The sequence below is a fragment of the Lysobacter sp. H21R4 genome (assembly GCF_015277535.1).
GTDB lineage: Bacteria > Pseudomonadota > Gammaproteobacteria > Xanthomonadales > Xanthomonadaceae > Novilysobacter > Novilysobacter ciconiae.
Map to the genome: position 1 here is coordinate 2,365,734 of NZ_CP063772.1, position 14,435 is coordinate 2,380,168.

Below are 14,435 nucleotides of genomic sequence, written 5' to 3' on the forward strand. Positions count from 1 at the left end.
TCCGGAACTTCCGAGTCACAGTCAGTCCATGATCATGGGCGTAAGCATTTCGGCGTAATACCGCGACCCCTCCGGGGTCAGGTGGGCGATGTCGTAATATAGCGGACGCTGCTTGCCATCCAACAGTAGGCAGCGTCCCGCCACGCACGCGTGGTCCATGACGGAGATGAATGTAACGTCTGCGCGATCGGCGAAATGCGCCTTCATCATGGCCTCCGGTGCCTCGTACCACTTTGGATCCAGATCCTCGGCCGAATAATACGGATCGCTGCCGGCGCGCATCTTGTTGGCAACAAGCAACGGTACTCGCTGTTTGAACATTGGTGAGATTCCCAGTACCACGACGCGGATGCCCGCAGATTGCAGTGCTGTGATGGATTTGTCCAAAGCCGGCATCCAGGCCGGATCCGCGTACCAGAGCGCAGACAGAATCACCACCTCGGGCTTCTCCTGCACCAGCCTTGTAAGCGCAAAATCATTGAACGCCTTGCAGTGGGGCCGCTCGCCGATTTGCACCCCGACCAGCGGCGGGCACGCCGATGCCGTCAGCGCGCCGACCTCGTAGCCCTTCTTCGCGAACGTGAGCTGGAACCCCTTCAGAAAGTGGATGGCGTGGCTGTCTCCCCACAACATGGCAATCAAACGCCCCTTTGCAGGCAAGCAGGAAGATACATCGGCCTGCTCCGGCCCCTGGTCCGGATCCAGGAAGCACGTCCTAGAGCGGTAATCCACGCTGGGATCGTAATCCAGCGATGCCAAGACATGGGCTACATCCGAATCCGGCGCCCCGGGGAAGCCCTTCTGCTGGACGATCCCTATGCCCGCCCCGGCAAATAGTAGGACCGAGAGCGCGGACGCCCCCAGAACCCTGCGGCTGGACCACAGCGGCTTTGCACTGCGAAGCTTCTGCTCCACAAGCTGGTAGTTAAGGTGTGCTAACAGCAGCGCCGCCAGTCCCAGACCCGGCGCCCACGCCAAGGTGGCCGCTTCGGGCTGCAGGCGGTGTGCGAATACGATGATCGGCCAATGGACCAGATACAGGGAATAGGATCGCTTCCCTATCCATATCATCGGCGCTGAGGACAGGACATGCCCCACCCGCCCGTGGCCATGTGCCAAGATCAGCAAGACCGCGCCGGCGGAGGGCAGCAGTGCAGCCCCCCCGGGAAAGGGGTGTCCTTGTCGAATCCGTACATGGCGCCTCCGATCGCCGCGATACCCAGCCACGACAGACTGCTGGCGCCAAGACGCTGCGGGCGCCACGTTGCCGGAACCAATGCAGCCAGGCTGCCCACCAGCAGTTCGAAGGCGCGGAACGGCAACAAGTAGAACGCGCGCGATGGATCCACGTGGAGTGTTTTGATGCACGCCACGAGCGAAGCCAGGAAAAGCACCCCGAGCGCCAGCGTGAACAGGCGCCTGCGCAATCGCGTCAACAACAGGGCGAGCACGGGGAATACAATGTAGAACTGCTCTTCGATACCTAGCGACCACAGATGCAGCAGCGGGATCTCGTCCGCAGCCGGGGCGAAGTAGTTCAGCGTGGCAAAAAAATAGAAGTTCGCCGAGAACAGCATCGAGGCGACAGCGGACTTTGCATACTCCATCCGCTCGGTGGGATAAAGCACCGCCATCGCCGCGACCGATGTGAACAGGACGACCGAGAGCAACGCCGGCAGGATGCGCCGGGCACGACGTACGTAGAAGCGGGTGATGGAGAAGGTGCCGGCCTCAATCTCGCCGTAGATGATCTTTGAGATCAGGAAGCCGGAGATCACGAAGAACACGTCGACGCCGACATACCCTCCTGGAACCAATCCTGCATCTAGGTGATACAGCAGTACGCCGAGGACGGCGATGGCCCTCAGTCCATCGATATCCGCCCTATACTTGAGGCTCATCCCCCCGTCCTGCCGTCCTGCGGCGCCGTGAATGGCCGCAATTATGACGTCAATCACGCCACCCAGCTACCGGCAGGCGCCCCGCAGGAACCTCCCTAGCATTGGGATCGCGTCAACGAATACACTGTGTCGGGCCCGTCCACTAGGCACACCATCCCGGCATTGAAGGCATCGACTCCCATGGAAACATTGTGCGCCCCTGTCCGTCGCGGAAACCAAGCTGAATGATCGTTGGCGCAGGCCTGCTGGCGGAGGCGTTTCGTCCGCGCTATGGCAGCGATCCCACCGTCACCATCCATGCGTCAGGGGTGTCCAACTCGTCGGAGACGAGCGTGCTGGCATTCGCGCGGGAACGCGAAGCACTGTCGACCGGTCTCGCCGCTGCCACTGGCCGTTTTGTGTACTTCAGCAGCTGCGTGGTCGGACTGCAGGCGGTTGCCCCGTCGCCGTACGTCGCGCACAAGGCAAGGATGGAGGCGCTGGTGCTGGCTTCGCCCCACGGCGTCGTATTCAGGTTGCCGCAAGTGGTCGGACGTACCGGGAACCCCAATACGCTGACCAATTACCTCGCGTCGCATATCCGTGAAGGCCTGCCCTTCACCATCTACAGCGGCGCCCAGCGAAATCTGGTGGACGTCGACGACATCGTTGCGATCGTGCCTGAACTGCTTGCAGACCCCCTGTCGGTGGCCCGCGTTACCAGCATCGCAGCCCGTTATCCGGTAGCGGTACCGAAGCTGGTGTCTCTGTTGGAAGATATACTGGAAAAAGCGGCGCACGCCCGGGTCATTCCGCGCGATGAGGCGTTCAATGTGGATTCAACGACGGCGCTTGCCGTCGCGGACCGCTTGGGGCTTGGCCTCGACGGCGGCGACGAATACGCCAGGAAAGTGCTGCAGAAATATTATGGTTGATGCTTCCGCTTTGGACGTGTCGGTAGTGGTCCCCGTCTACGGTGGCGTAACCGCGCTCTCCGAATTGTGTAAGCGCGTCGGTTCCTGTCTGACGGGGGAAGGGCTGCATTACGAAGTCATCCTGGTGGACGATCGGGGCGACAAGCGTGCGTGGGCGACCATCCAGTCGATTGCAGCGACCGACCCCAACGTTAAAGGCATCCGGCTGTCGCGGAACTTCGGCCAGCACGCCGCCACCTTGTGTGGCATCGTGCGTGCGCGTGGCAATGCCGTGGTGACCATGGATGATGACCTGGAACACCCGCCGGAAAGCATCCCCACCATGCTGGCCGCCTGTACCCAGGAAACGCCCCTAGTCTATGGCGTATTTCCCGTTCGGACGCACGCCTGGTACCGGAACATCAGCTCAGAGTTGATGCGCAAGACGCTCAAAGTCTCGTTTCCAGATCTCAACGACAGCTACACCTCGTTCCGATGCATCCATCATGTCCTGGCAGAGCAGTTGAGCGCATTCGAACTGAGCAGGCCATACTTGGACGGCATGCTGTCCTGGCTGACCGCAAGCGTGGCGACGGCTCAGGTGGAACACGGCGCCCGCCGTCATGGAGAGAGCGCCTACACCCTCCGCAAGCTGATCTCGCATGCGCTGAACATCTTTATTACGTTCTCGCACCTTCCTCTGCGGATGGCCACCTACTTCGGCACCACCATCGCCGCGATCAGCTTCCTGTATCTGTCCTACATCGTCATAGCGCATCTCACCGGCAGCATCACCAATCCCGGATATGCCTCCCTGATGTCCGTGGTGTTGTTCACCTGCGGCGTGCAGCTGGTCATCCTGGGCGTCGTCGGCGAGTACATCGGGCGACTGATGGGTGTGGCCAACAAGAAGCCTGCGTTCGCCGTACAAGCCACCACCCCGGCATAGTCGTTGGAGTGCCCTGCCAGAGAACCGTAATGGACAACAAGAACGAGCAGCCTGAGTTCGATCGCTACGCAACGCAATATCGCGAACTGCACAACGCAAGCATCGCGGCCAGCGGCGAAGAGTCCAAGTACTTCGCCGAGTACAAGGCGAAAGTCGCTATGGTCGAGTTGGGTGAGGCGGCGCAAGCCCCCATCAGCGTGCTGGATTTCGGCACGGGCATCGGCGGCTCGATCGGCCCATTGCGGCGCGCACTCCCCAATGCCGTGCTTCATGGCGCGGATATTTCATCGGAAAGCGTGGCCATGGCACAGGAGCGGCATGGCGACCACGCGATATTTTCGGTGATCGCCGACGACAAACTACCCTACGCTGATGCCTCGTTCGACATGGTGTTCGTCGCGTGCGTCTATCACCATATCCCGGTGGAGCAGCGCGGACATTGGACGACCGAGATTCACCGCGTGCTCAAGCCGGGTGGCCATATCCTGGTCTTCGAGCACAACATGCTGAACCCCCTCACTATGAAAGTCGTTCGCGACTGCGCGTTCGACGAAGACGCCATTCTGCTCCCCCGCAGGGAGCTGCTCGATCTGGTCGGCCAGCCATTCAACGAGGTACGGGCCCGCTACATCGTCTTCTTCCCCAAGACGCTTGCGTTTCTGCGTTCGGCCGAGCGATCGCTGTGGTGGTTGCCACTCGGTGCGCAGTACTACGTCCATGCCCGCGCATGATGCACACCCTTGATCCGTTGACCTGAGTAATTCGTGTCCGAAGTCGTCAAGTTCATCGCCGCGCGCGTGGCATCAACCGTAGTCAGCTACTTGGTCTACGTGGTCCTGCTGTATTGGCTCAGCTACGACGTCGCGTACTTCATCGCCTACGTGGCCGGAATCGTGCTCTCGTACGTCATCAACTCACTGGTGGTGTTCAAGCAGCCCATAACGCGGCGATCGGCGATACTCTTTCCGCTGATCTACCTCGTCCAGTTCCTGATGGGTATGCTGATCCTGCGCGTGTGCATCGAGAGGCTGGCGATGCCGGAATGGCTGGGGATGGCCTTCAGCATCGTGCTCACCTTCCCACTGGCCTTCGCCCTCTCCCGCTGGGCCATGCGTGAGCAGCCGGCCATCTGACCAGCCTGCCCAGATCGGCGGGCCACGGCTGCGCCGGACACGCTGACGCGCCCCGCGCGCCGAGCCACCGCCGTCCGGGCTGGACGTGGCGGCGCACACTCCTGACGTGAGCAGGTGCACGCGTCGCCAGGACACCACACCTACCTCCCCAGGGAAGGGATTCAGTGATTATTCGGGAAGCTTGGCCGCGTCAGCGGGCGCCAGGGTGATGCTGCTCAGCGTCATGGCGCTCGATCCATTAGTGTACACGCGGACCTCGACGTTCTCCAGGTCCTCGGCGGTTGCGATCCGCAGGCTGACCGGGCTCGCGGCACCGCCGGTGATCGGGCTCTTGCCGAGCACTTTTGCCCCCAGGCCGCTCACCACATCCACGTATCCCACCTCTCCAGAGCCAGGCGCGACGACATCGACATCGACGCGGTACTCGCCGGTCTGCAGCTTCACGTAGGGCCCGAAGTGAAGGAAGCCGGTCTCTCCCTCGGCAGCCAGGAGGCGAAGCCGCCCACCCTCATTCTCCAAGCGTCCGATCTCATGCTGGGTGGTGATCCCGAGCGGCTCGCCGATGTGCCGCGATTGGGCGGCCTCGACGCCCCAACCGGGCAATTTCGTCGCGATGTTGTCCTTGAACACCAGCACCAAGAAGCCGCCGACCATGAACTGCCGTAGTGGCTCGCCGGTAAAGGCGAACATGACCGCCTTGTCCACCTGCGCCACTTCCTCGCTGGTCAGCATGAGGAAGCTCTCTCCCTTCCACGCATCCGAGCGGTACCAGGTATTGGATGCCAAATGCGGACGGGGCACGGGAAGGCCGCGCAGGAAATCGATCTGTCGGACCTTGACGTCGCCGCCACTGAGGATGGTTATCACACCCGAGTTCCAGTACGACGCGTAGCCGTACTGAAGCCCCGCGGCCTTCAGCGCTTCCATCGTCTGTACATGGACGGAAGGCGGCGTACCCCTGTAGATCCGGGTGAACGAATTGCCCGCGTAGAGCATGCTGCTCAGCAGCACGAGCAACACGCCCCACGCAATGATGCCCCCTGGCCGGCGCACGCCACGATTCTCCGCGTATCCCACCAGCAGCACCACGCCCAGTATCAGGGACGGTAGCATGTAACGGGCGCTGATGCTCGGCCCGGTCATGTCCGGGGTCGTGGTGGTAACCTGCAGGAATACGAACATGCAGAGTCCGGATGCGGCAAACGCACCCAGCATCCGCGCCGAGGGACGGAGATCGCGAAGCGCCATGCAGCACGCAACCGGGAGCATCACCAGCATCACCAGGATTCCCAGCAACCTTGCCCCCTCATAGGCACCGCCAAGAGACATCACAGACCGCTCCGGGCTCGGCAAGGCACCGAACATGCCGAGGATCCCTTGGAGCGTGAACCACAGGTTCTCGCGAGCCGCCTCGAAACTCAGCCACCGGGCCGAACCGGCGCCCGCGTTGTTGTGAACATGCGCGATGGCAATGGAGTGCAACGTGACGCCCACCACCATCGCGCCGAACAGGATGGCAAGCAGGCCGGCAATGCGCCAGCTGTCGCCTGTGAGCTGCCAGCGGCGCGCGCCAGGGACCCAGACCAGCAACGCGTCACGTGTGGAGGCCCAAGCCAGGATAGCAGCGAGCATCGGCGCCAGGTTGTAGGCGGCCGCCCGCTGGGGATTGCCCCACGCGGTGAGCGCGCTCAGTACGAACAGGGCAAGGGCCCAGCCAATACGCCCACGGCGGCGGCTGCTTTCCAACCAGCGCCAGGCGAAGTAAAGGGTGAACACCGCAAGATAGAGGACGTTGCCATACGAAACCTGGCCAAACAGGTTTTCGGCAACGAACCAGGACACGCCGCCGGCGAAGATGGTCACGGTGAGAAGACGCATCCAGCGAGAACGCACCACCATGCCGGATACGCACCACAGCGATGTCAGCACGATGGCCGAGGAGATCAGCCCGGAAATGGCGTGGAGCCAATAGCTGTTCTTGAAGAAAGGCAACAGGGGAATGATGAAGATCTGGCCGAACAAGACCCAAAGATCCCCGTTGACATAGTTCCACTCTGGCGGGAAATACGACCCTTGGCGTATCGCCTCCTCAGCCAGAAGGCTTTTTACCGCTGAGTCGGTGTGGAATTCCGGGATGTAGCCCTTGAACAGGTAATAGACCAACGCGACTAGGCTGACCACGAAAAGGGCGACCAGCACCCCACGACCGATCCTTGCCGCGACTTCGATGGCATCGGCCACGTAGTCCACACCCAACGCTTTCCGACTCTGCATCACCACTTCCCCGTTGTCCAACCCAGGTTAACCACTCATGCCTTCTCGTACATCCAACGAAGCGTCTCGCGCAATGTCCACTGTTCAACGGGCCCTATTGCCGAACGGAGCTTCCCGGGATTTCCCACGAGCGTTCTGACTTCATTGGTGCGGACAAATGCAGGGTTCACCACGATCTCCGGATGGTATCCCGAGATCTCGTGCATCATCTCGACCACGTCCATCAACGTGTTTTCGATTCCGGAGCAAACATTGAATACCTCGCCTTGCCCCGGCAGCGTCGCCAACCTGATGTAGCAGCCGGCTACGTTGCGCACATCATTGAAGTCACGGGAAACCTCCAGATTTCCCAGCTCCAACCGCGGCTCACGCCGCTTGAAATGCCCGACGATCTTCGGGATGAGGAAGCGATCCACCTGCCCGACGCCTGTGTAGTTGAACGGGCGTACGATTGTAAGCGGCAACGAATTGGCAAACTGGCGGGCCATCAACTCCATCGCATACTTGCTGACAGCGTAATCATTCACTGGCGCCGCAGGCAATGATTCCTCGAGCATGCCCTCGGTGTTTCCGTACACATTCGCACTGCTTGCCAGCACCACGTGTGCTGGCCGCAGGTCCTGTTGCGCGAGCGCTTCCAGCAGGTTCCGCGTACCCACGATGTTCACCCGATAGATCTCTTCCGCATCGCCGTGCGCAACGAAAGAGATCGCGGCTAAGTGAACAACGATGTCCGCTTGGGCGGCAGCTACCGCGGACTGAACCCTGCCTCGGTTCAGGAGGTCAACGGAACGCCCGTCGCCGGTCCCGAACGGGACGACGATTGCGCCTTGTTCAGCAAAGGCCTGCATCACGTAGCGCCCAGTAAACCCGGACGACCCAGTGACCAGAACTCGCTTGCCAGCTAGGTCAGAAGGAGAAGCCACGCTTGTTCCTGCCCAGGTCAGCCTGGACCATCATCGTGCAGAGCTGTTCCAAATTGGTCGAAGGCGACCAACCGAGCTTCAACTTGGCCTTCGCAGGGTCCCCGATCAGCAGTTCGACTTCCGCCGGACGATAGAAATGCGGATTGATCCTCATCACCGTACGGCCGGTGGCCGTGTCGACAGCAGTCTCGCTGTCTTCGGTGCCGCGGAAGTCGACTTCGATATCGGCGGCGTTGAACGCCATCCTGACGAAGTCCCGGACTGTCTCGGTACGATTGGTGGCGAGGACGTATGTATCGGGCTCGTCGACCTGCAGCATCAGCCACATGCCCTCGACGTACTCCTTGGCAAATCCCCAATCCCGTTTCGCATCGAGGTTGCCCAGTTCGAGGCAATCCAACTGTCCCAGCTTGATTTTGGCAACGCTGTCGGTGATCTTGCGGGTGACAAATTCTCGGCCCCTGAGCGGGCTTTCGTGGTTGAACAGGATGCCGCTCGATCCGAAAATATCATAACTTTCGCGGTAGTTGACGGTAATCCAGTGCGCGTAAAGCTTGGCCACCGCGTACGGACTGCGTGGATAGAACGGTGTGTTCTCATTCTGGGGGATGGCCTGCACCTTGCCGAACATCTCGGAAGACGACGCCTGGTAGAACCGGATCTTTTGGTTCACCAGTCGAATGGCTTCAAGCAGATGCAGAGCCCCGATCCCGGTGATATGTGAGGTCGCCGTCGGTTGGTCGAAGCTCACTCCCACGAAGCTTTGTGCAGCGAGATTGTAGATCTCGTCCGGCTGCACTTTCTGGATCAGGCCGATCGTGGACCCCAGATCCGTCAGATCGTATTCGACCAGATGCAGATTAGGGTGGGCTTGGCAGCCTAGCTCGTTGATCCGCCAGAAATTGACAGAACTGCTCCGGCGATAAGTGCCGTAGACGGTGTAGCCCTTCTGGAGAAGAAATTCCGCCAGATAGGCGCCGTCTTGACCGGTAATCCCCGTGATAATTGCTTTCTTCATGGCTTCCGCTTTGATGATTTAGGTGGAATTGGCGACCGAATTCGACGAAAAACCGAAACCAGCCCGGAGGACCTAAACAGGTCGGTAGAGTAGGGAAAGATCACCCCAGCGAACGACGATATGTCAGCTGCGTCAGCACCGCCTGGAGACGCTGTGCCAGTTTCGAGTAACGATGCGCGTCGCGCCACCGCTCCGCGTCGTTTGGGGGCATGCCCTCGTCCATGATAGCGGCAATCCCTTCGGCGATCTCTGTGGGCGTCTGGCCCGGCAGTTCGCATACGGCGCGGCGTACGTCGTCGAAAATGGGCAACGGGGTAACCGCGACCGGCTTTCCTGTCGCCAAGCCATACCGGACGGCCCCACTGGCCGATTCCCCGGTCGACTGATAAGGGAATACGATTAGGTCGGCCTCTTCCAGTGCGGCCAGACTTTCGTGATCGGGTAGGAAGTCTGTCATGAGCGTAACGCGATCTCCTAGACTGAGCGCGGCGATCATAGCGCACGCTTCCTGGCGCAGGGCTTTGGATTGCGGCACCGGGTATTCGGCATTGATCATGCGCAGGCGCACATTACGCCCCTGCCGCACAAGGTGGGACGTCGCCTCGATCAGCTGCAGCAATCCCTTGTGAGGCAGGAGAAAGCCGTAGGAACTGATCACAAATGGTCCCCCATGGTCCTCGCGCTCGCGGATCGGAACGTCGATGACGCCGTGCGGGAACAGTGAGACGTTCTCTACCAGACCAATGCCCTTGAGCCGGTTGAGATCGCCAACGGAATGTACGAACAGGCGGTCGCACTGCGCAAAAGGCGCGGCAAGGTTGCGAAGCAATTTGTGTGGCGTCTCGGGCGCATCCGTCGTCGCATGCATCATTAGCACCACGACTCGACCGGCCTTCCTCTGACCGAGTAGGAAGGTCGCGAGGCGGTCGAAGTCGAAGAACCCGTACTGGAACTGCACGACCAGCGTCGACACGCCGCTCACCTCGATGGCAATGGCGAGCTCGTCGAGAGAATTGCCATCACTGGTATCCCAGCACCTCACGACGTTCGCAGCATCCGCTTCGGTCTGGGCGGAGGTGCGCGCTGCGAATATCATCAGGTCGGCCTCGGGCATCGCATCGATGAGGTGTGCCGAATAGGTAGCAATGCCGCACTTCGTGTTCCAGCTCGTGATCCAACCGATCTTTGGATCGCGCGGCGCCTCCAGCTTGGCGAATCTGCGCGCGGACTCGACCAAGCGACCGGCGACGTGCGTCCAGGTTGAATCGGCAAGCAGCGTGGCTCGTCCCACGTCGGAGCGGGCCCGCACTGCATCCAGCGGCAACGCTTGGACTTCGCGCATGACTTGTGCCAGATGGTCCTCGTCCGGCTCCGCCCACACGGAGTTGAACAGGTCGAAATGGGTTTGCGCCGGCGAGAACGCGTAGTCCACCAGCCATGCGGTTTCCGGCGAGCAGAAATCCAGCTGCCCGCCCCAGCCGGTGGTGATCACGCCGAGGCCCGACAACATCGCCTCCGCCATGGGCAGACCGTAGCCCTCCGCCCTGCTGGGAGATACCAGCACCTGGCATTGTCCGTAGAGCGCTTTGAGTTCGGCATCGGATACGTCGTCTTCAATGATGACGACATCCGGGTAATCCTCGCGACCGGCGCGCGCCTCCTCCAGCCACGCGCGAATCTCGTTGTGCGGATTAGCGAAAGTCTTGATCACCAGCGTCACATCATCGCAACTCGTGAACGCTTGCCCGTACGCGCGCAATAGCACGTCGGCTCCCTTGCGGGGGAAGCACGAAGACACGTGGAGGAAACGGAAGTCTTTGGCGACGATGCGGTAGTCGCTGTCGCCGACGATGCGCTCCCAATGGTCCACTCCGCATCCAGACACCGAAAGAGGCACCGACACCCCGTTGTCGATCATGATCTTCTCGACATGACGCGACAGGCAGGTCATCCCCTGCAGGTGTTCGTTGAACTCGAGCACCCACTCCTGGGGCAAGCTCGACTCTTCCCAAGCATAGTGATGCAAGAGATTCAGTCTCGAACACAAGTCAGCCACACGGGGCGGATACAAGAGGCGGCTCGTGACGTCCGCCTGCGCTGGAGGAATGCCAGCCACCCGGTCGTGCATCTCGGCCAGGTCGGAATTTGCCGCCAAGAATCCTGCGTTTGCGTCAAAGTCCCCCGGCCCGTCCGTGGAATGCAGAACGACGTGGTGGCCAAGCGCATCCAGCGCCCTGGCCGTCTCACGGTTCAGCAGCGCAAGGCTGTAAGTGCTGTCGAAAGGTCCCTCGACTCGCCACGTGATGTGTTCCGGCAAGTCCCCGGGACGAGTCGCGAGGTCCGTTTCGACTAGATTGCGCGCGATGCCCTCAGCTGTCGCGACCAGGTCTGCGTCGCTCGGGGACAACGGCTCGTGTGGTATGCCCGCGACCGCCTCGATGAGGTCGCGATAGTCGGATTGCCGTTCGACCTGCAGCGTCGACCAAGCCGTCATTCCGGACCGCTTGTCGCGGGCATGAACTTCTTCGAGCGCCTGGATTGCACGTCTGGCACTTTCCGTCCACGAGAATTTCGCGGCTTGGACGGGAGCATGCTCACGCAACGTCCGATTGAAATCGTCATCCACCAAGGCTCGGTGGATGATGGTAGAAATCGCGACCGAATCGGTGGGATCAAACAAAGCGTCATCCCGCCCGATGACCTCAGGCACACTGGTCGTGCCGGAGCCGATCGTCGGTGCGCCACACGCCATCGCCTCCAGCGCGGGAAGTCCGAACCCCTCGTGCAGCGACGGAAAAACATAGAGCGAACAAGCGCTGTATAGCGTTATCAGCTCGTCATCGGAGATGTAGCCGGTGAGCACAAGCCGGTCGGCGATGCCAAGATGCCGCGCCGCCCGTGACAACTGCTCCTGATGTGTGTCGGAGACGTTTCCGGCGATCACGAGATGGTGATCAGCGCGGAGCGCAGCGGGTAACAGCGAAAACGCCTCAAGCAGACGCTCGAGGTTCTTGCGCGACTCCATCGCTCCGCTGTACATGACATAGCGGTCGTGGATCCCGAAGCGCGACTGTAGAATATCCTTCTCGGCGGCACCGATATGGCGCGGGACGAATATGTCCGAGATCGCGGACGAGATGTTGACGATGCGGGAACCTTCGATTCCCAGCGCGCCAATGGCCTCCTCTCTCGCATGCTCGGAAATCGATAACATGATGTCGGAGCGCTTCAACGACGCCACCCGGTCCATGTACCAGTCCCGCGTCCAGTCCGAATTCAGGTAATCCTCCGGATTTAGGAGCGGGATGAGGTCGTAGAGTGTTACCGCGGTCCGGGGCCGGTGCGCGAATTTTCCGATCGAGAGCATCGCTGGATCCTGCGCGCCTTCGAACAGGCTCGAGACGTGGACCACATCGGGTCGCAATCCGTGAATGAACGCCTCCCGCATCAACTCGGCCGCGCTGCGGCGCCAGGCATTGTTGGGGTCCGGCCACGACACGGGGACAAGGGAGTCGAACGTGACGATACGCGACGGCGGAATTAATCCCTCGAACCCTTGGCGGACGGCCTCAATGCTCTCGGGCATCATCGAATTCAGGCAGACCCACACCTCGTGGTCTCCAGCCTCCTTCGCCATGCTTTGCGCCAGCGACATCGAGTAGCGGCCGATGCCCCGGAACCGGCTCTCGGTCTGGGCGCCCTGGAGGTCAATGAGGATGCGCATCAGCCGTGCTTCTCTTGTATTGCGTGCCGAAGATCGGCGAGGACCTGATCCGCGCGAACCTGAAGGACGGATTTCGGTATGGCGTGGGCGCGCGCAACGCTTGACGGCAGCGCGTGCTGTATCGCAACGAGCCCCCCGGCCGGTGCCTCGATCAGTCCAGCACGCTGCGCCAGGTCGCGAAGCCTGGACTTCAGGCCGGGATGTGCATCAAGCGCGCGGAGCATCACCACGCGCAGGGGTCCGACGCCTAGGACAGCCCGCATACACCGGACAACGAGCGGACGTGCCACGTGCTTGCCGCCCTGGATCGGCGAGCGGACGAGGGTGCTGGCTAGGCGTCGTACGGTCCGCAATGGCGCAGTCGACCTCCAGGAGCGACTGCCCTTGATCTGGGCCAACTCGTGACGAAGCTGCTCAGCCTCGACCCACCAGCGATGCGCCTCGTGCTTGGCGTCATCCGCCTTCGACTGGGCCGCCTGCTTGTCGTGCCTGTAACCCTCGGCCACCCCGTCGAGCCAGGCGACGTGGGTCTGAAACCTGTCGATCTGCGCCATATGCGCGTCCCGAAGGCCCGAGATCCTCGCCTGTTCGATTCGCGCCTGCGCGGAGAGCTTGGTGACCTCGGCTTCTCGCAGACCGATCTCTTCGGTCAGCTCCTCCTCGCGCCGCAAGTGCTCGGCACAGCGCATCTCGAGCTCGTCTACGCGTCGCAGCGCTGATTCGGCGCGCTGCTGTTCCGCCTGGGCAAGTGCCTCGTACTCCGCCTGCTGCGCCAGCTTCTCCGCGCCCAGGCGCCCGATCTCCGCATCCGCGACGCCGAGATGCCCCTGAATCTCGGCCAGGCTGGCATGGGCCGCCTGTTCCTCGGCCTCGCGGCGCAGCTCCAGGGCGTGATAAGCGATATTCACGCTCGCGCAGAACTCCGAAGTGGGGGCCAAGCTGAAACCGTCGAACACGTTCGGCCCGGACTCGAATGCAGGAAGCAACTCGGGCCGATCGACCGACACGTAAAAGCGGTTAAGGCCATCGAAGTGCGCGAATTTGTAGCCTTTCTCCAGTACCAACGGCTCCCACTGCTGATGTGTCTGCTCGCGGCTCAAGGGACGCGTGCTCTCGATGACAAGGACCCACGGCCGGTGCGGCGCCGTCTTCCAACCACGCAGGACGGCCAGCTCCGCGCCCTCGACATCGATCTTCAGCCAATGGATATCGCGATCGCCGACCTGCGGCAGCAGCGTATCCATCGTCATCACCGGGACCAGCGATTCGCGGACTTCGAAACCCGCCAACTTGTGCGTGTTCGCGATCGCTTCGTCCATCGTACTCAGGCCGGTCCCTGTGATCTCGAAGAAGCGCGACACACCCGCGTCTTCAGCGATCAACGCCTGCAGCACAGTCTCGTCAGGCCTCCGCTCGCGTAACTCCGCGGCATATTGCGCGGTCGGCTCGACATGCAAGCCGCGCCAGCCGTGTTCGAAGAACACGCGGCTAACCGAATCGGCATCCGGGCTCTGCGCTCCAATGTCGACATAGCACCCCTCCTCCACGTGGCCGAGCGCGCGCCAGAGGATGATGTCCTCGAAGTTCTGTGCGTAGGAAATGAGTTGGATCATGTGC

Annotated in this window: 11 protein-coding genes; 4 read left to right on the forward strand and 7 right to left on the reverse strand. The window is 61.4% G+C overall.

Annotation, left to right across the window (positions count from 1 at the left end; translation table 11 throughout):
* Positions 1–21: 21 nt before the first annotated feature.
* Together INQ40_RS10815 and INQ40_RS10820 are read right to left on the reverse strand one after the other, a co-directional pair.
* Positions 22–1,128, reverse strand: a complete 1,107-nt coding sequence (locus INQ40_RS10815) for an acyltransferase (protein ID WP_194340431.1) — start codon at positions 1,126–1,128, stop codon at positions 22–24.
* On the reverse strand, positions 1,122–1,901 hold the full coding sequence (locus tag INQ40_RS10820) for an acyltransferase (protein WP_194340432.1): 780 nt from the start codon (positions 1,899–1,901) through the stop codon (positions 1,122–1,124). The genes INQ40_RS10815 and INQ40_RS10820 overlap by 7 nt, the downstream gene beginning before the upstream one ends.
* Positions 1,902–2,125: 224 nt before the next feature.
* Here INQ40_RS10820 and INQ40_RS10825 point away from each other — a divergent pair, with 224 nt between their 5' ends.
* The 4 genes from INQ40_RS10825 to INQ40_RS10840 are packed head-to-tail and all read left to right on the forward strand — an operon-like array spanning position 2,126 to position 4,876.
* Positions 2,126–2,815, forward strand: coding sequence for an NAD-dependent epimerase/dehydratase family protein (locus INQ40_RS10825; RefSeq protein WP_194340433.1), 690 nt, complete (start codon positions 2,126–2,128; stop codon positions 2,813–2,815).
* Positions 2,808–3,743, forward strand: a complete 936-nt coding sequence (locus tag INQ40_RS10830; protein ID WP_194340434.1) for a glycosyltransferase family 2 protein — start codon at positions 2,808–2,810, stop codon at positions 3,741–3,743. Before INQ40_RS10825 ends, INQ40_RS10830 begins: the two co-directional genes overlap by 8 nt.
* Positions 3,744–3,772: 29 nt before the next feature.
* Positions 3,773–4,474 carry a class I SAM-dependent methyltransferase gene (locus INQ40_RS10835; protein ID WP_194340435.1) on the forward strand — a complete coding sequence of 234 codons (702 nt, stop codon included), beginning with the start codon at positions 3,773–3,775 and terminating at the stop codon, positions 4,472–4,474.
* 33 nt (positions 4,475–4,507) lie between these two features.
* Positions 4,508–4,876 carry a GtrA family protein gene (locus INQ40_RS10840; protein WP_194340436.1) on the forward strand — a complete coding sequence of 123 codons (369 nt, stop codon included), beginning with the start codon at positions 4,508–4,510 and terminating at the stop codon, positions 4,874–4,876.
* Positions 4,877–5,044: 168 nt separating this feature from the next.
* Here the strand turns inward: INQ40_RS10840 and INQ40_RS10845 are convergent, their stop codons facing one another.
* From INQ40_RS10845 to INQ40_RS10865, 5 genes are all read right to left on the reverse strand, one after another.
* Entirely contained in the window at positions 5,045–7,117 is a 2,073-nt protein-coding gene (locus INQ40_RS10845; RefSeq protein WP_194340437.1) for a hypothetical protein, read from the reverse strand.
* A gap of 68 nt (positions 7,118–7,185) precedes the next feature.
* Positions 7,186–8,076 (reverse strand): NAD-dependent epimerase/dehydratase family protein, encoded by an 891-nt coding sequence (locus tag INQ40_RS10850; RefSeq protein WP_194340438.1) that lies wholly within the window; start codon positions 8,074–8,076, stop codon positions 7,186–7,188.
* Entirely contained in the window at positions 8,060–9,094 is a 1,035-nt protein-coding gene (gene gmd / locus INQ40_RS10855; RefSeq protein ID WP_194340439.1) for a GDP-mannose 4,6-dehydratase, read from the reverse strand. The genes INQ40_RS10850 and gmd overlap by 17 nt, the downstream gene beginning before the upstream one ends.
* Before the next feature lie 100 nt (positions 9,095–9,194).
* Entirely contained in the window at positions 9,195–12,818 is a 3,624-nt protein-coding gene (locus tag INQ40_RS10860; RefSeq protein WP_194340440.1) for a glycosyltransferase, read from the reverse strand.
* A complete protein-coding gene (locus INQ40_RS10865; RefSeq protein WP_194340441.1) occupies positions 12,818–14,431 on the reverse strand; it encodes an FkbM family methyltransferase in 1,614 nt (537 codons plus the stop codon). Before INQ40_RS10865 ends, INQ40_RS10860 begins: the two co-directional genes overlap by 1 nt.
* Positions 14,432–14,435 lie beyond the last annotated feature (4 nt).